Source organism: Echinicola marina (assembly GCF_020463795.1).
In the GTDB taxonomy this organism is placed as follows: Bacteria; Bacteroidota; Bacteroidia; order Cytophagales; family Cyclobacteriaceae; genus Echinicola; species Echinicola marina.
Genome location: NZ_CP080025.1, coordinates 4,369,073 through 4,387,126, shown reverse-complemented (window position 1 = coordinate 4,387,126; position 18,054 = coordinate 4,369,073). Strand labels below are relative to the sequence as shown.

The following is an 18,054-nucleotide window of genomic DNA, read 5'->3' as shown; positions in this document are numbered from 1 at the left end:
ATGATTCAACAAATCACCAAAATCAATGGATTCGGTATCTTGGATAATTTGCAAGCCGGGCAAAAAATAGAGCCATTCAATAAGTATAATCTTATTTATGGATGGAATGGAAGCGGTAAAACCACTCTTAGTAGATTGCTGAGGTGCATGGAAATTAAGACAATGCATGCTGAATTTGATTCTGCTGAGTTCACTATTAATCTCACTGAAGGGAAGATCGAATCAAAAAAAATTGATCATACCTTGGATATTAGGGTTTTCAATCAAGATTTTGTGTCGGACAATTTGAATTTATTCGATGCCAAAACAAAGCCTATCATTTTTATAAGTAAAGAAAAAGTCGATGAAAAGAAGGAGCTGGATGGAAAAAAAAGTGAGCTTAAGTCGAAACAGGGTGATATCGAAAAAATAGATAAAGAATTTGTTGGTCTTAAAAGAAAGATAGAGGATTTTCATAAAGCTGCCGGAAAATCAATTAAAGACTTCTTTCTGGGAACGGTCTACGCTAATGTTACCTACAATAAAAACACTTCGGAAAAAATCTGGAATGATTTAAAAAGAGAGGGAAGAAAACTACAAGACTATGAGCTATCAGAGGCAGATTTGTCCCAAGAAAAAAACTATACTCTCCTTAACAGTAAGAAAGATGAAATATCGGAAACACAAATTCCAACAAAAATAGAGGTTGAGAAGCTGACTCAAGTTCAAAAAGAGGTAAACAAGCTACTGACTACTAATATTACCTCTAGAGTCATTGAGAGACTTAAAGATAATCCTGAAATAGGAAAATGGGTTGAGGATGGTCTTGTTTTATATAATAAATATGAAAGTAGTAATTGTGAATTTTGTGGCCAAGCACTTCCAAAGAGCAGGATTGAAGATTTAGAAAAACATTTCAGTAAAGAATATACCGATCTAAAGGATCAGATTACTCAAATGGTTGAAAAGCTAGAAAAAGGTATCAGACTAGAAATAACAGATCAAAGTTATTTGCTTTATGAAAGTTTAAAAGCCAAGTATATTCTCATAATGGGAGAAACAAACAAATCTCTTTTAGATGCCAATGGAATCCTTAGGAATTGGATTGATTCTTTGTCTGCCAAAAAAAGTGATCCCTTTAGAACGTTTGATGAGGAAAATTCAGATCTATTAGAATTTTCTAAATTCAATAATACATTGGCTGATCTTATTAAAGTCATAAAGGAGCACAATGAGATTACTAGATCTCATCAGCAAAAGGCTGAAAATGCGAAAAAGAAGATCGAGTATCATTTCATAAGCCAAAGAGCAATAACTGATGGTCTCAGAGATATAGAGGAAAAGAAAGAAACTTTAGGCGGCCAATTAGGTTCAGAAAAGGAAAAATCTTCATTGTTAGCGGATCGGATATCAGAACTAGAAAATAGCCTAAAAAGTGACACTTTAGCCATTGAAGAAATCAACAATAGTATCCACAAATTTTTAGGGAGGAATAATATAGTACTTGAAAGGCAGGAAGAAGGGGGATACCAATTAAAGAGGGGCGGTATCGTTGCTAGGAATTTGAGCGAGGGAGAAAAAACAGCCATCTCCCTGATCTATTTTTTCTCTAAAATCCAGGAAAATGACGCGAAATTGGCTGATCAAATCATAATTTTGGACGATCCTATATCTAGTTTCGATAGCAATCATCTATTCAATGCGTCCAGTTTAATTAAGAAAACTACCGAAAAATCAAAGCAACTTTTCGTGCTAACCCATAATTTTTGGTTTTTCAAACAGGTTCGAGACTGGATGCATAGAAAAAACAGCAAGGAAAAATCAGTTTCAAATGTATATTTAATAAAGCAAGGGGTAATTGCGGATGCTAATAAGTCTTTAGTGAGTTTTCACTCAGAATACCAACATGTGTTTAAGACTGTCTTAGATTTTCAAGATATGGATAATATTGACGAATCTCTTTGCTTTACAATAGCGAACTCAATCAGACGACTTTTGGAGGCATTTACCAGTTTTAAATGTCCAGACAACTCTGGATTTAATGGGGCATTGCAATTGGGCGAAAAGAAAGGTCTGCCACCTGAGAAAAAAGAAAGAATTTATTATTTCGTGCATAAATATTCTCATCTTGACCGAATTGAATCTCTAGATAATACTGTAGAGCCATTGATGGAGGAAGGAAAAAATGTTGTCCATGATGTATTGCGGTTGATAAAAAAAGTGGATGAGGATCATTACAAAAGTATGCTTAGAATATGTAGCTATGAGGATAAAATTGAGGATTGATTATCTATGCATCTAATTGACAATATAAACCAGCGCCTAGGGGACGACCTAAAAGAGAGCATTGGTAAAAGTGCTAAACTAAGCATAGCCGCTTCTTCATTCTCCATTTATGCTTTTGAGGCTTTAAAAAAGGAGCTGAAGCATATTGAAGAACTTCGGTTTGTCTTTACCTCCCCTACTTTTATTGAGGAGAATTTTAAAAAAGAGGTGCCCAAGTTTTTTATTCCCCACTTATACAAAGAAGCGGAGCTCTGTGGTGGTGATTTTGAACTTCGTTTAAAGAATCAATTGAATCAACGTGCCATCGCCAAGGAATGCTCCAAATGGGTAAAGGAAAAGGTGACTTTCAAATCCAATAAGCACCATCACCAAGCGCTGAATGGGATGATCCATGTGGATAATAATAATCAATCCGCATTTGCCTATTCCAATGTCAACAGCTTTACCACCTCTGATTTAGGTATTACCCCTAAAAAGGGTTTCCCCACACTCATCCAGAAATCTGATTATCCCAATAGTAATGCATATTTGGAATGGTTTAATCAAATCTGGGAGAATGAGGAAGATCTGAAGGAGGTTACCCAAAGCGTTCAGGATTATTTTGCTTCTGCTTATCAAGAGAACAGCCCAGAATTCATCTATTTCATCACGCTCTATAATATATTCAATGACTTTTTAGATGACTTATCCCTGGATAACCTCCCCAATGATCAAATAGGTTTTAAAAACACCTTGGTATGGAGTAAACTTTATAATTTTCAGAGGGATGCGGTAATTGGCGCCATTAATAAACTTGAAAAGTACAATGGTTGCATCCTTGCTGACAGTGTTGGTTTAGGGAAAACATTTTCAGCACTGGGCGTAATCAAGTACTACGAAATGCGGAATAAGGATGTATTGGTGCTTTGCCCCAAAAAACTGGAAGCCAACTGGAACACTTACCGTAACAATGATAAGAACAATATCCTGCAATCTGATCGATTCCGATATGATGTATTATTTCATACGGATCTTTCCCGTGACAAAGGTGAGAGTAATGGAAGACGGTTGGAAAATGTGAACTGGGGAAATTATGGGCTTGTAGTGATTGACGAATCCCATAATTTCAGGAATAATAATGCTTATTCTGATCGAGAAAACAGGTATCAGAAACTGCTAAGGAAGATTGTCAAAGAAGGTATAGAGACAAAAGTACTGATGCTTTCCGCAACTCCCGTTAATAATCGATTCAATGACCTTAAAAACCAATTGGCATTAGCTTATGAGGGAGAAGCTTTTAAAATCGATAGTAAGTTAGATACTAGTAGTGGAATAGAGCAAATTTTCCGAAGGGCACAGCAAGCATTTAATGTTTGGAGTAGATTTGATAATTCTGAACGTACCACAGAAAAGCTGCTCGATATGCTTGATTTTGATTTTTTCGAAATCCTGGACTCGCTAACCATCGCCCGGTCTAGAAAGCATATTACTACCTACTATGACACCACTGCAATAGGTAAATTCCCTAAAAGGAATAAGCCAGTTCCTATGCAATGCCCACTTACCAAAGATGGACAGGTCACCTATGCAGAAATCGCAGAAGAGCTGACTTTACTGAACCTGTCAGTATATACCCCATTGAATTATATCCTTCCAAGTAAACTTCAGCTATATAGAGAGATATTTGAGAAGGATGTAAGGTCAGGCGGTGGTAAATTGTCCCAAATCGATAGGGATAACAGCTTAAGGATTTTGATGCGCATCAACTTATTAAAGCGACTGGAAAGTTCTGTGGACTCCTTTAGGTTGACATTGGAGGGTATTATTTCCCAAATAGAGCGTGCAGTAAAATCCATTGAGAAGGATTCTAATGGTGAATACCAGGGCATTCAAGCCAAAATTAATGATGAAAATTTTGACTGGGAGTCAGACTGGGGAGATGAAGAGGGAAAGATTGGAAAGAAAATAAAAGTCCATATTTCTGATATGGATACCCGCAAGTGGAAGGAGGACCTAAATGAGGATTTGTTTTTACTTCATCGCATATGGAGCAAAATAGTAGATATCCGGGGAAAAGATGATTTTAAACTTCAGCAGCTTATTGAGTTGCTTGATAAGAAGATCAAACAGCCATTTAATCCAGGAAACCAAAAAGCCATTATTTTCACGGCCTTTGCCGACACAGCCAATTACCTCTATGAAAATATTCAGAGCTATTTAAAAAGCCAATATAATTAATACAGCGCTCATTACAGGCTCCAAGAAAATCAGCAATGAAAAGAAAATACCTACAGAACTCAACCATTTATTGAGTTGTTTTTCTCCTATTTCGAAAAGTAAGGCTCAACTGTATGCAGACATTCCTGAATCAATTGATTTACTGATTGCGACAGATTGTATTTCCGAAGGACAAAACCTACAAGACTGTGATTATTTAATCAATTATGATATCCATTGGAATCCGGTGAGAATCATCCAACGCTTTGGTAGAATAGATAGAATTGGATCAAAGAATGACAGCATTACCCTTGTCAACTTTTGGCCGGATATCACCCTGGATGCCTATATAAACCTAAAACAGCGGGTAGAAAGCAGGATGCAGATCAGTAATATGGCCAGTACAGGTGATGACAATATCCTTAACACCGATGAAAAAGACCTGGAATATCGCAAGATCCAACTCCAAAGAATGCAAGATGAAGTGATTGACCTGGAAGATCTAAGGGAAGGTGTAAGCATTACTGACCTAGGGTTAAATGATTTCAGAGTGGATTTATCCAATTATATCAATACCTATGGAGAACTAACCAATATTCCTGAGGGATTGCATGCAGTGGTCCGGGCCACCGATATTTTATCAAAAGGTGTAATTTATGTGTTGAAAAATGTCAATTCAAGTGTAAATATCAATAAACTTAACCGACTGCATCCCTATTACCTGGTTTATATCAAGGAATCAGGAGAGTTGAACCTTAACCATATAGAATCAAAAAAGATTCTTGATGCAGTTAGAATGCTTTGTAAGGGGAAAAGCGAACCACTTGAAGATCTTTGCAAAGCCTTAAATGAGGAAACGGATGAATACCATCAAATGGGTTTTTATTCCGATTTGCTTAAAAAAAGCATTGGGAGTATTCTGAATACTGAAGAGGAAAAGGAAGTCATGAGCCTTTTCAAATCAGGGGGAACAACTACTTTAAAGGAGAAATTCAAAGGAATAGAAGACTTTAAGTTAGTGTCATTTTTAATTGTGAGATAATGGATTTATTCAACTTACCTCGCCAGACCGTGATAAATAGGGTTGTCCCTAAAAATGCTTTTGATAAGTACACCAATACCAAACAAAAGGCATTGTTTTCAAGCTTGATTTTGCGCATCACCTGGACCAATAAATTGTCAGAAGAAACTATTAACCTAAAAGGTCAGGAAATATCGGAAATACAGGTTTTCAAGATAGAACTCAAAGAAGGCGGTGACCCAAAATCACTTTTGGACCTCATCGATAAGTCCATACCCTATCACATTATCTTTATTGTTTCTCATAATGGGAATGTTTTCTTGTCTACTTCCAAAAAGCATCCCCATCCTACAAATGATGATAACTCGGTTATCGACTGGACATTTAGATCTGATTGGTTTACCGCGAATGAAAATCAATTCAGCCTAAACCTTAAGAAAAGCATTGATGCTGTATATCAGGATTTTTGCAATCAATTATCCGGAAACTTTAAGGCAAACGAAAAGTCTATCAGTGAGCTAATTGATCGGAATAAGGAAGTCGATAAGCTAAATAAGGAAATTTCAAGCCTGAAATCTGCCATTTCAAAGTGTAAGCAGTTTAACCAGAAAGTTGAGTTGAATATGAAGTTAAAAGAGGTAGAAGCGAAATTGGAGCATTTATGTGATGGTTAAAATTCTCATTGAAAATAAACTCAATGATGAGGACAAGCTTGGACCTATTTCGAGACAAGAATATTAAGGTACTACTGTAAATAAAAGAACTTATGCATCCAAGAGTTATGTCCAGCCCCTTTGAAAATTTGTAGTGATAAGATTATTAGATTGTAATAAATTTTATAGCTTAATTCGAGTTTGCAATGTAGATTTTTAAAATAGAGCAATTGCAATGTCTCCATAGGGTAAATAGTGGCGTTGATAAACGCAAGAATTTCCTAGTCCCCCTTGCAATCGAGGATTAGATAAAAATTATTTTAGAACGACACATTTTGGCGTACCCTCCATTTACTTTTGCTATAAATAAAAACACAAAGCAAATGATAAAGGATACCGCCAAGATCGCCGTAGAAGCTAATCCAACCCCTGAAGTAGAAAATGCCTCGACTAAAATTAACTTAGGACAGGTATTTTCTCCCTCAGGAGAATACCTTAATGAACTTTCTTTGTTTGCAGCCTATTTTAATTTGATACCCAACCTGATCACCGAAATAGAGATCAATTGTAAACGGGCAAATGAATGGTTTGAAAATCAGTATCAAGCTGAAATCACAAAAAAACATTTTAATAAGCGCTATTTTAACGGAAGTAAGAAAGCCGAACTTGATAAAGTTTTCTATTTCCTGTTTGAGGACTTAGTAGTGTGTTTTGACATCAATAATTCAAAAGCTAAGGTTCTCTTTTCCGGAACTCCTGCCGAAAAAGTGGAATCAATAATCAAAGAAGTCAAAAAATTCAAAAAAAGAGTTCAAAGAAAGCCATTTATCACCTTGCTTATCAAATCATCCGGCCCAGGCTTTGAATACCTATCATTTCCGATAGTCAAACCCAAGCTTAGTATTGCAGACAATTATAATGATGACTTTGAAGATACGCACAAAACTATCCTTCAAAGGCTTCAAAAATCTAACGACAAAGGTTTGGTGATTTTACATGGGAAGCCGGGTACAGGAAAGACAAATTATATACGGTATTTGGTTTCATTGATAAAGAAAAGGGTGATTATTCTTCCTCTTAGCAGGGTAAGTACGATTACCGATCCAGAACTAATTCCGCTTTTGACAGAAAACCCGGATTCCGTTTTTGTCATCGAGGATGCGGAGAACATCGTGATTGACAGGGAAGAAGAAGGTTACTCCCCGGTATCTTCCTTGCTTAATATTTCAGACGGATTGCTGTCTGACCTTTTGAATATTCAAATTATCTGCACTTTTAATACAGATCTGTCAAAAGTCGATAAAGCTCTAATGCGCAAGGGAAGATTAATTGCCAAATATGAGTTCAAGGAGTTGGAAGTGGAAAAAGCCAAGCGGCTCTCAGGGAAGTTAGGCTTTCAAACGGAAATAAACTCCCCGATGACCTTGGCCTCCATTTACAATCAAGAAGAAAAGGATTTCCGTCAAGAACAAAACAATAAATCCATTGGGTTTAAGGCGACCAATGGAAACAAGTTTGCCGAAACCGATTAAATAACCAAAAATATAAAACCATGGCTAATTTTTATTGCGAGCATTGCGGACGAAAATTTTCAAGTGTATCCAGTCTGACAACATCAAACTGTTCGAGGCACCCGATGGGTCCCAACAAAGGGAAACACAAACTGTACGAAGGCAGTGAGAAATCAAGGTACACTTGCAAGTGTTGTGGAAAATCATTTAATTCTATCAGTGCAATGACCACATCAAATTGTTCAAGGCATCCAAATGGTCCCAATAAAGGCAGGCACATGGCGACGTTGTAGCCTTATTTTGAAAGCTCTAGTTGAAATTTTACACTTTAAATTTTATAAACTTAACCTAATTTGAAAAGAACATGTTTGAGGAAAGAACAACTGAGATTGCCGAAAAACGCGGAAAGAGTCCAATTTTTGACGGTATTGTAAATGAAGAAGCATATAAAAATGCTGAGACGAAGATTTTATGGGTTTTAAAGGAAGCCAACAGTACAGGCGAAGACGGTGAGTGGGATTTGAGGGGTGCCATAGATAACCTTAAAACTGATAAAGGGATAAAAAATGGATGGGAAAAGACCTTTCGGAAAATAATTTACGTGACGAACGGGATAATAAATGGTACTGAGTGGGATGATATACCATATACTAATGAAGACCCTTCCATAATTGATGTGCTTAAGAAAATCGCATATATTAACATTAAGAAGGTTGGGGGTATATCTAAGGCGAATGATAATGAATTACAAGAGTATTACAATGAGTCAAAAGATTTATTAATCGATCAAATAAATGCCTATAGTCCAGATGTAATCATCTTTGGGAATACCTATAGGTTTTTCCAAAATGATTTAGGCTTGCCTGATTTTAAAGTATTTGGAACCTGTCATGCTGTGAAAAAGAGTAATGTTATCTATATAGACGCTTATCATCCAGGATCCAGAATCAGTGAAGAAGATTATTTTAAAGATATTATAGAGGCATACAATAGCTTCAGAAACAGAGAGTAGTCATATATCTCCAAGTAATTCAAGTTATTAACACACTACCGATTGGTTACAGGAAGGGGTATCCGCTCCTTCCTTTAGACGGAATTGCTAAAATCCTATCCATCTTCGACTTGAACAAAGAGACCAAATCTATAAACAATGATGAAACATTATTTAATGTCTAAATTCAAATCCACAGGGGTAACTTATTTACTATGGTTATTTTTTGGATGTCACTATGCCTACCTTGGGATGTGGGGAATACAACTCCTTTATTGGTTAGCAATTATTGCCGGATTTCTCTTTTTTCCGTTATCAATAACTTGGACTTGGTGCGTTGTGGACTTATTTCTAATACCCGGAAAAGTCAACAGGTATAATGCGGCAATCTCTGCTAAAATAACTGAGATTGAGAAAAGTGAAAGAGACCTTGAATTTCAGAGAAATTTGACCATTGCCCAAGCAAAATATCAAACAAATGTTACTGACAATAACAACGACACATAAACCAGCTACAGACCTTGGGTTCCTGCTCCACAAACACCCGGAAAAATTCCAATCGGTGGACTTGTCAATTGGCAAGGCGCATGTATTCTATCCTGACAGTTCAGAAGACAAGACGACTGTTGCTCTACTCCTTGACATTGACCCGATTGACAAGGTTGGAGGTACAAGAAATCTTTCAGGCAAGGGATTTACGCTCGGACAATATGTAAATGACCAGCCTTATGTCTCATCATCCTTAATAGTTGTGGCTATTTATCCTTATTGACAAAATGGCTATAATTATAAATCGGTGTTAGCAAACCCAAGATAAGTATGTCAAAAAGAGAATCTATAGCAAGGCAGTATTTGATTATTAATAAACTACGGAATAAGTCAGCTAGCTTTTTGGAGATTGCTGATCGATTGGCTTTGGAATCTGAGTTACAGGGGTACAACTTCAATATTTCCAAACGTACTTTTGAAAGAGACTTAGAGGATATTCGTTCCCTGTACAATATCGATATTCGATATGACCACAGCAGAAAGGGATATTGTATAGTCTATGATGGACAGCCTGATGGAAATCAGAGAGTTTTAGAAGCGTTTGATACATTCAATGCCTTGAATTTGACGGATAGATTGTCAAATTTTATTCATTTTGAAAAAAGAAGGCCTCAGGGAACCGAAAATCTCTATGGACTACTACATGCGATAAAAAACCAGAAGGAAATTCAGTTCACCTATCAAAAATTTTGGGAGGATGAATTGTCCATTCGAAATGTGGAACCCTTCGCCCTTAAGGAGTTTAAGAACAGGTGGTATCTATTGGCAAATGACCTTAGAAATAATCATATAAAAAGCTTCGCCCTTGACCGATTAACTGATCTAAGAGTTCTAAAAAGAAAGTTTAATGCACCCACTGAATTCAATATAAATGACCATTATAAATATTGTTTCGGAATAATAAGTCCAAATGAACTTAAGCCTGAAGAAATCATATTGTCTTTTGAACCCTACCAGGGTAAATATATCAAATCACTGCCCTTACACGAGTCACAGCAAGTCCTGGTGGATAATGAAGAAGAATTGCGCATCAAACTGACTTTATTTATTACTCATGATTTTATGATGGAGTTACTGTCTTATGGAGAAAATCTGAAGGTTATTAAACCAAATAATTTGATCAATGATTTAAAAGCGAAGCTCAAAAATGCACTGAGACTGTACGAATAAAAAATATAACTTACATAAACATGGGGAAATACGCCATTTCAGACAAACATGGTTGTTACTACTTTCTTAATGAGCTTTTGAATAAAATCGGTTTATCAAAAACATATGAAATCTTTTTTGGGAGAAACTTCACCAGAAGGAAATTTCCGGTCTCTGGGAAGACTACCGAGCAAGTTGATACCCTTATTGCAGTAATAAATGGGGAGAACAGTCGATACGAGCCTATGCAGCTTCTCAACAGAATTTTTCCGATCATATTACCTTCAAATAGCACTCTAGTTATGGATGATTGAACTCACTATTTCTGACATGCCAAGTAGTAGATAGGCTGACAAAAATAGGCCAGTATTTAAAGGTCGAAATTACAGGAGAAATTACCGGCGAGATTATTGACAATAAATTAAGCGGTGTTGTACAACTATAGTACATCTTTAATCAACATAAAATGCTTATAATCAATCATTTAAAATTTACTGTATTGGAAAGTAACTAAATCGCATCATTACAAAAGTCAGATTAAATTCCGCCTTTTGAAATGATGCGATCGTTGACAGATAATACCCCTACCAAATCAACACTTCTTTGGGATGTTTTCTTTCGTTGGTCCTGAACAGGTTGAAAATGGCCATGAACTCGTGGGTATTGCCCACCTATAACCAACAGGATTTGAGAAACCGATCAATTCAGAAGAAGCCGTCATCTTAAATGTAACCAGACTTGTACCCGAGTCAACATCTCCAAAATTCCCTCCTGATAAAGCATTTCTAAAATACATTGGGTACTCATCCTCTTCGACTGTAATGGAGGAAGGCAATCTTGTATAGTAAGGATCACCATTTATAGCTTCTATATCAAAAGTTATCGAAGCGGTATTGGAATCGTCGGTTCCATCATTTGCCAAAAATGAAATTGTACCAGCATCGGTACCATTAAAGTTGACATCTGGAAGAAAGAAAGCAGCATCCAATGCAGCATTCAAATCTACTATGAACCAGATGCAGTAAAGCTATTCGAACCATTTCCAGATCCTCCAAAAGTTATTCCGGTAGTTCCAAAGGTAGCTGTAGGTTGCTGGAAGTCTTTCTATTGAAGTAGCTATCCACGATGTTGGAAACCTTGAGCGTTAAGGGGACACATTGAAAAAGTAAATGGATTGGGTTGCTATGACAATGAATATGGTTCAGTTACTGGGGTGAACTTATTTTATCTTTTGTAATTGCTAAGTTCTTGCAAGTATGGACTGGAAGGATTGTCAGGATGAGGATTGGCTTAGGCTTAGCCGAAGTGAATAGTAGATGATTTTTTAAAGTATGATAATATAGTGTTAGTGTGAGACAATATGCCGCAATATTATTTTGTAAATTAAAATTATTTTTACACATATGTTTTCAGCGGTAATTGATTGAACTGTAATAAACTTATCCGTTTTCACAACAATTGCATTATTTCTCACAGGCAGAGCGTGGTGGAAATTTCTCCGATTTGTCTGGAGGTGAACAGGTACTATTAATTCTGATATAAGAATCTTTTTTGTAAGGGTACTTTGGAGGATAATACTTATTGATAGAAAAGTGGATATGCAGAAATAATGATTTGATCTACCTTTTGATTTGTAATTGGCTACCTCAATAAGGCAAAGTTGAAACCACAGATCCAGATCCAAAAGAAATAATATAATGATGAAGGTTAAAAAGTTATTGCTATTCTTACTTTTTATTTTTTTCAGTCTTGCGATACAAGCCCAAAATGGCGATCAAATGCTGGACGGTATCGGTGAGACCGCCTTGGTGGCTCGCTATCCCCTACTGGAAGATTTGCAAGATTGGTCAAGAAATAATCTTCATGGCGAATTTTTAGCTGGAGAAGCGGTCTTTGAACATGATGAAAATTTCCTCCGTGTACTTTCCTTTTCTAAAGAAAACATGGGGTATATGCGTATCCCAGGAGAAACTATAGAGGGATTGGCAGCGCTCAGCATCAGTACTTGGTTTAATATGCAGTCTACAGCAACTGGACAAGTTCTTTTTGATTTTGGGGCAAGCGAAAGGAACCGACTTTCAGTGCGTACTTTAATCAAAGACGGACAATTGCATTTTCAAACCATTATTGTAAACGAAGGAGCTTTAATCGGCAGTTCCCTGACAGCAGTTAGAGATTTATATCAATGGAATCATTTTGTTCTTATTCTTGACCCTGCGTCTAATCATTTGTGGATTTACCTTAATGGTGTAATCATTGAGGAAATTAGTGTTGAAGGCCTTGCTTTGGAAAAAGCGCTTGCCAGTTTCGGACCTAACAATAAGTGTTTCATTGGCCGAGGTATTGACCAAGAAAATAGTGTTCTTGATGCCTATATGCATGATTTTAGGATTTACCGTATTCCATTGAACGAAATTCAAGTGAAGAATATATTTCATCTTTCAGTAGATGGAGAAGGTACTAGCCAGGTAAATGTGCAAGAGAAATCAAGTGATGATTTACCCAAATTTGATGCACATTATCCACAATTATACAATCCCTATTTGACGGATGTCGCAGATATTGAAGTCAAGACAAGTGTGGGGCACCTTCCCGTACTCCCCCGCTATCTAAAGGGAGTGTACCAGGAAGGCATTGATGGACCTTTGGTAAGAGTGCTCTGGCCTGCTCCCAAAGACAATCGAGCAGTACTGCATGAGGGAGAATATACTATTAGCGGAAAGATTGCCGGTAGTTCTATCGTGCCCAAGGCAGTGGTTAAGATTGTAGATGCCCCAGTTCCGTCCACTGGTACCAGTAGCTTGGAGGCCTTCGAATTGGGACAAGTCCGTTTGGATACTGACTTGCAGGGCCGTCCTTCCAAATTTATTGAAAATAGAGATAAGTTTATCTTCACTTTGGCCAAAACCAATCCCGATGATTTTTTGTATATGTTTCGTAATGCCTTTGGGCAAGAACAGCCTGAGGCGGCCAAGCCTTTGGGAGGCTGGGATAGTCAGGAAACCAAATTAAGGGGACATGCCACTGGGCATTACCTTACCGCCATTGCACAGGCCTATTCAAGCAGTAACTATGATACAGCGCTACAGGCTATATTTAAGTTAAAGATGGACTATATGGTCCAAACACTATATCGTTTGTCACAGCTGTCAGGAAAACCTCAAAAGACCACAGGAGATTATGAGGCTGAGCCCACCAAAATTCCAATTGGTCCTGACAAAACAGCTTTTAACTCCGATTTAAGTAAAGAAGGGATCCGAACAGATTATTGGAACTGGGGGAAAGGTTATATCAGTGCCTATCCACCAGATCAATTCATTATGCTGGAGCAAGGGGCTAATTATGGTGGGCAAAAGAACCAAATTTGGGCCCCTTATTATACCTTACATAAGATCTTGGCAGGTCTAATGGATATTTATGAGGTAAGTGGCAATCCAAAAGCTTTAGAAATCGCCGAAGGAATGGGATCATGGGTACATGCAAGATTAAGTCAATTGCCCACTGAGACCCTGATCAAGATGTGGAACAGTTATATCGCCGGTGAATTTGGAGGAATGAACGAAGCCATGGCCAGACTTTCAAGACTTACAGGTCAAACCGTTTTTTTGGAGACAGCCGCATTATTCGACAATATCAAAGTGTTTTATGGAGACCAAGGGCAGCATCATGGACTGGCCAAAAATGTGGATACTTTCCGTGGGCTGCATGCCAACCAGCACATTCCGCAGATCATGGGGGCGCTGGAAATGTACAAGGAGACAGGCTTAAGCCAGTACTTTCATATAGCCAATAATTTTTGGCACATGGTTACCAATGATTATATGTACAGCATCGGAGGAGTGGCAGGAGCAAGAAATCCCGCCAATGCAGAATGCTTTATCAATGAACCAGCAAGTCTTTATGAAAATGGTTTTGCTGCTGGCGGACAAAATGAAACATGTGCCACTTATAATATGCTAAAGTTAAGTCGACAGCTATTTCTATTAGGAAAAAATCCGGTATTTATGGACTATTATGAGCGCGGACTGTATAATCATATTTTGGCATCCGTAGCTGAAAACAGTCCTGCCAATACCTACCATGTTCCACTAAGACCGGGTTCGCTCAAACATTTTGGCAATCCTGATATGAAGGGCTTTACATGCTGTAATGGGACCGCGCTTGAAAGTAGTACCAAGTTACAAAACTCCATCTATTTTAAGGATAGGGACAACCAAAGTCTTTTTGTGAATCTCTTTGTTCCTTCTACATTGAATTGGACGGAACGCCAAATTAGTATCGTCCAAAGCACTTCATTTCCAAGAGAGGACCAGACCCGTTTAAGCATAAATGGAAACGGAAAGTTTACCTTGTATCTTCGGGTACCTCAGTGGGCTTCAGAAGGTTTTTCTATTATGATCAACGGAAAAGAGCTGGATATTGATGGAGCCCCTGGGACTTATGTTAAAATTGCCCGCCAATGGAATGATGGGGACACTGTTGAATACCGCATACCCTTCCAATTTCATTTAGAACCGGTGATGGACCAGCAAAACATTGCCAGCTTATTTTATGGTCCGGTTTTATTAGCTGCCCAAGAAAATGCACCAAGGAAAGCATGGAGGAAAGTGAGACTAAATGCTAAAGATATCGGTAAGTCTATCGAAGCAGATCCTGAGCAATTGGAATTTATCATTGATGGGATTAGTTATAAGCCTTTTTATGATACCTATGGTCGGTATTCCGTCTATTTGGATGTCCTATTAGAATAGTGGATAATTTCAGAAAGTCTCCATAAGCAATAAATGACCAAAAAAATATTAAACATGAAAACCCAAGCCTATTTCCTGTCCTTATTTATTTTCCTGATGGGCACTATAAAGGTTCATGGCCAGAATTACTGGAGCAGTTTGGAAGAGAAGGAATCCACACTGGGAATTGCAGAAGTTTACCAAAAGTTCAAAACACCTGATTTTCATATCAAATTGGTCAAGGCATCTCAGACTGTTGCCAGTTTGGGGCCTGCGCAAGATACTCATTTTGATTTTACACCAGGTGATCGCTTGGAATTAAGGGACAAAGACGGTCTGTACCATCTGGGTGATATCAACTTGAGGATCAAGGAGGGAAAAAACGAATGGAAGTCTTACTCTACTGCTAGCCAAAGAAAAGCTGTCAAGCCCCTCGAAGTTACAGGAAATATTTTGGCAGCTGCAGATTTAACGAACACCTTACCGGAAGATATTCCTGTGTCTGTCACACGCTTTTATGAGTTGATTAATGGGCAGTTGGTACTTCGTTTTCAAATCACCAATAAAACCCATCTAGCAGTAGAAATAGGAGCATTAGGTGTGCCGATGGTATTCAATAATATCCTTGAGGGGAAATCGCTGGTAGAAACCCATGCCCAAAATGTGTTTTTTGATCCCTATATAGGATTGGATGCCGGTTATCTGGAAGCCAAAAGGTTAAATGGACAAGGACCTGCCCTATTGGTCCTTCCTGAGGAAAATATGGCTTTTGAGGCTTATAGGCCATTATTGGATGACCCAACGCCCAGAAGTATTGTTTTTGAAGGTTTTCATGAGTGGATGGTTTACAGTAAAGCCTATGCAGAAGAGGAATGGAAGGGTGTAGAACAATGGAATCCTCCTACTTCCCTTGTATTGCAGCCTGGAGAAAGGAAAGACTTTGCCTTAAAATTTGTCCTTGCAGCAGGAATAGAGAAAATACAGGAAAAACTAAGAGAGGAAAAAAGACCAGTGACAAGGGGTATCCCGGGCTATGTGATTCCTCAGGATATCCGAGCTCAATTATTTATTGATTATGACCATAAGATCAAATCCATTGAAATTACACCTAAGGGAGCGCTTAGGATCCAACAAGATGGATTTACCGAGAAAGGTGTAAAAAAAATGCTTGTAGAAGGGAAAAAATGGGGCCGTTCCAGGGTCATCCTCACTTATGAAAATGGGCTTAAGCAATCCATTAATTATAAAGTCATCAAACCTGAAACTGAAGTAGTGGATGATTTTGGGAATTTCTTAATGACCAAGCAATGGTTTGATCAAGCTGATCCTATTTTCAAAAGAAATCCTTCTGTGATCAGTTATGATTATGAGACCAAAGAGCAACTTACACAGGACAGCAGGGCTTGGGTGGCAGGGCTTAGTGATGAAGGTGGTGCAGGTAGTTGGTTAGCAGCTATTATGAAGCAATTGGTTCAACCAGAAAAAGCAGAAATAGAAAAACTTCAAAAGTTCATTGATCATACGCTATGGGGCCATATCCAATATAGTGAAGGAAAGCACCAGTACGGTGTTAAGAAAAGTGTTTTTTACTATGCACCTGATTCTCTGCCTAAAGGTACTTATCTAGACAGTATTAATTATGATACATGGGCAGCGTGGAACCATCAACAGGCCAATGATCCCGGTAGGTCCTATAATTATCCCCATGTGGCAGCAGCTTATTGGGTGATGTACCGGCTTGCTCGCTACCATGAGGGATTGGTGGATAATAGACCTTGGGAATGGTATCTCAAACAAGCTTACCATACAAGTATCGCTATGGTAGAGCATGCCCCCTATTATGCGCAGTTTGGACAAATGGAGGGATCGGTTTTTCTATTTATCCTGGAGGATTTGAAAAACGAAAATTTAGAAGCAATGGCCAGCGACTTGGAAGCAAGAATGCATAGCCGGGCGATTCATTGGAAAGCCTTGGAATATCCCTTCGGCAGTGAAATGCCATGGGATTCTACGGGACAGGAGGAAGTTTATATGTGGTCAGATTATTTCGGCTATGATCATAAAGCAAGGGTAACCTTAGATGCCATCTTGGCTTATATGCCTACCTTACCTCATTGGGCCTATAATGGAAATGCCCGTCGTTACTGGGATTTCCTTTATGGAGGTAAACTGTCCAGGGTGGAACGGCAGATCCACCACTATGGCTCTTCATTGAATGCCATTCCAGTATTAAAGCAATTTCGAAAAAGCCCAGAAAACCTGTATTTGTTGCAAGTGGGGTATGGTGGTTTACTTGGGGGCATTGCCAATATCACCCAGGACGGCTTTGGGCCAGCTGCTTTTCACTCCTATCCTTCTACCTTAAGGATTGATTATTTATCTGGGGATTATGGTTCTGGTTTTTATGGCTATGCAGTCAATACCGCCACTTATATCACGAAAGACGAAGATTTGGGCTGGCTGGCTTTTGGTGGGAACTTAGAAATAAAAGGTGAAACGGTTCATGTGAAATTGACTACAGCCGCAAAGTCCAAAATCTTTATTGCTCCTGCTCAAGTCTGGTTGACCCTTGATGCGGGGACATTCCATGAAGTCAGTTATCATACTAAAACTGGTAGACTAAAGTTGAGCTTAAATGCTAAGGACGATTATACTCCCAGTGCCTTTTTAAGGATTGAAGGAAATGCAGAGGACTTGGCTTATACAAAAATTGGAGGAGCCTATAAAATCCCGCTGGAGGAGGAAAAAACGGATATTGTATTGCATATAGATAAGGGCCATGATGGGGAAGACTAAATCAGTATTTTGGGATGTTAAAAGCTAAAAAAATGTTAAATTTGTCCTAAATAAATTCAGCATTAAATTTGTCCTAAATAAATTCAGCATTAAATTTGTCTGATTATCTGCTATGATGCCAATAATCATCAATCCATTGTCCAAGTAGTTTCAAGATCGAAGCAGTTGATACTTTAATCAAAATGACCCGTAC

At 38.1% G+C, this 18,054-nt stretch carries 12 protein-coding genes; 11 read left to right on the top strand and 1 reads right to left on the bottom strand.

The window, feature by feature from the left end; all coding sequences use genetic code 11:
- The 9 genes from KZP23_RS17690 (at position 1) to KZP23_RS17650 (ending at position 10,356) form a co-directional block, all read left to right on the top strand.
- Positions 1-2,265 (top strand): AAA family ATPase, encoded by a 2,265-nt coding sequence (locus KZP23_RS17690; RefSeq protein WP_226333113.1) that lies wholly within the window; start codon positions 1-3, stop codon positions 2,263-2,265.
- Between the two features lie 6 nt (positions 2,266-2,271).
- The gene (locus KZP23_RS17685) at positions 2,272-4,482 is read left to right on the top strand and encodes an SNF2-related protein (protein ID WP_226333112.1); all 2,211 of its coding nucleotides are present in this window, start codon (positions 2,272-2,274) and stop codon (positions 4,480-4,482) included.
- Positions 4,483-4,552: 70 nt separating this feature from the next.
- The gene (locus KZP23_RS17680) at positions 4,553-5,503 is read left to right on the top strand and encodes a C-terminal helicase domain-containing protein (protein WP_226333111.1); all 951 of its coding nucleotides are present in this window, start codon (positions 4,553-4,555) and stop codon (positions 5,501-5,503) included.
- Complete coding sequence (locus KZP23_RS17675) at positions 5,503-6,156, top strand: DUF4391 domain-containing protein (protein ID WP_226333110.1); 654 nt, start codon at positions 5,503-5,505, stop codon at positions 6,154-6,156. Before KZP23_RS17680 ends, KZP23_RS17675 begins: the two co-directional genes overlap by 1 nt.
- Positions 6,157-6,518: 362 nt before the next feature.
- A complete protein-coding gene (locus tag KZP23_RS17670; RefSeq protein WP_226333109.1) occupies positions 6,519-7,667 on the top strand; it encodes an AAA family ATPase in 1,149 nt (382 codons plus the stop codon).
- A gap of 343 nt (positions 7,668-8,010) precedes the next feature.
- Complete coding sequence (locus KZP23_RS17665) at positions 8,011-8,658, top strand: hypothetical protein (RefSeq protein ID WP_226333108.1); 648 nt, start codon at positions 8,011-8,013, stop codon at positions 8,656-8,658.
- Between the two features lie 138 nt (positions 8,659-8,796).
- The gene (locus KZP23_RS17660) at positions 8,797-9,144 is read left to right on the top strand and encodes a TM2 domain-containing protein (protein WP_226333107.1); all 348 of its coding nucleotides are present in this window, start codon (positions 8,797-8,799) and stop codon (positions 9,142-9,144) included.
- A complete protein-coding gene (locus tag KZP23_RS17655) occupies positions 9,116-9,409 on the top strand; it encodes a hypothetical protein (RefSeq protein ID WP_226333106.1) in 294 nt (97 codons plus the stop codon). Before KZP23_RS17660 ends, KZP23_RS17655 begins: the two co-directional genes overlap by 29 nt.
- A gap of 47 nt (positions 9,410-9,456) precedes the next feature.
- Entirely contained in the window at positions 9,457-10,356 is a 900-nt protein-coding gene (locus tag KZP23_RS17650; RefSeq protein WP_226333105.1) for a helix-turn-helix transcriptional regulator, read from the top strand.
- 571 nt (positions 10,357-10,927) lie between these two features.
- On the opposite strand, the gene KZP23_RS17645 is transcribed toward KZP23_RS17650, so the two are convergent.
- A complete protein-coding gene (locus tag KZP23_RS17645) occupies positions 10,928-11,335 on the bottom strand; it encodes a hypothetical protein (protein WP_226333104.1) in 408 nt (135 codons plus the stop codon).
- Between the two features lie 697 nt (positions 11,336-12,032).
- On the opposite strand from KZP23_RS17645, the gene KZP23_RS17640 reads away from it, so the two are divergent.
- Positions 12,033-15,086 carry a beta-L-arabinofuranosidase domain-containing protein gene (locus tag KZP23_RS17640; protein WP_226333103.1) on the top strand — a complete coding sequence of 1,018 codons (3,054 nt, stop codon included), beginning with the start codon at positions 12,033-12,035 and terminating at the stop codon, positions 15,084-15,086.
- Between the two features lie 54 nt (positions 15,087-15,140).
- Positions 15,141-17,861, top strand: coding sequence for a DUF5695 domain-containing protein (locus KZP23_RS17635; RefSeq protein WP_226333102.1), 2,721 nt, complete (start codon positions 15,141-15,143; stop codon positions 17,859-17,861).
- Positions 17,862-18,054: the final 193 nt, after the last annotated feature.

Bases quoted from the DNA above. Each gene is read 5' to 3' on its own strand.
- KZP23_RS17670 (WP_226333109.1), top strand. From the start codon at position 6,519: ATGATAAAGGATACCGCCAAGATCGCCGTAGAAGCTAATCCAACCCCT.
- KZP23_RS17635 (WP_226333102.1), top strand. From the start codon at position 15,141: ATGAAAACCCAAGCCTATTTCCTGTCCTTATTTATTTTCCTGATGGGC.
- KZP23_RS17685 (WP_226333112.1), top strand. From the start codon at position 2,272: ATGCATCTAATTGACAATATAAACCAGCGCCTAGGGGACGACCTAAAA.
- KZP23_RS17660 (WP_226333107.1), top strand. From the start codon at position 8,797: ATGATGAAACATTATTTAATGTCTAAATTCAAATCCACAGGGGTAACT.
- KZP23_RS17655 (WP_226333106.1), top strand. From the start codon at position 9,116: ATGTTACTGACAATAACAACGACACATAAACCAGCTACAGACCTTGGG.
- KZP23_RS17650 (WP_226333105.1), top strand. From the start codon at position 9,457: ATGTCAAAAAGAGAATCTATAGCAAGGCAGTATTTGATTATTAATAAA.
- KZP23_RS17675 (WP_226333110.1), top strand. From the start codon at position 5,503: ATGGATTTATTCAACTTACCTCGCCAGACCGTGATAAATAGGGTTGTC.
- KZP23_RS17665 (WP_226333108.1), top strand. From the start codon at position 8,011: ATGTTTGAGGAAAGAACAACTGAGATTGCCGAAAAACGCGGAAAGAGT.
- KZP23_RS17640 (WP_226333103.1), top strand. From the start codon at position 12,033: ATGATGAAGGTTAAAAAGTTATTGCTATTCTTACTTTTTATTTTTTTC.
- KZP23_RS17690 (WP_226333113.1), top strand. From the start codon at position 1: ATGATTCAACAAATCACCAAAATCAATGGATTCGGTATCTTGGATAAT.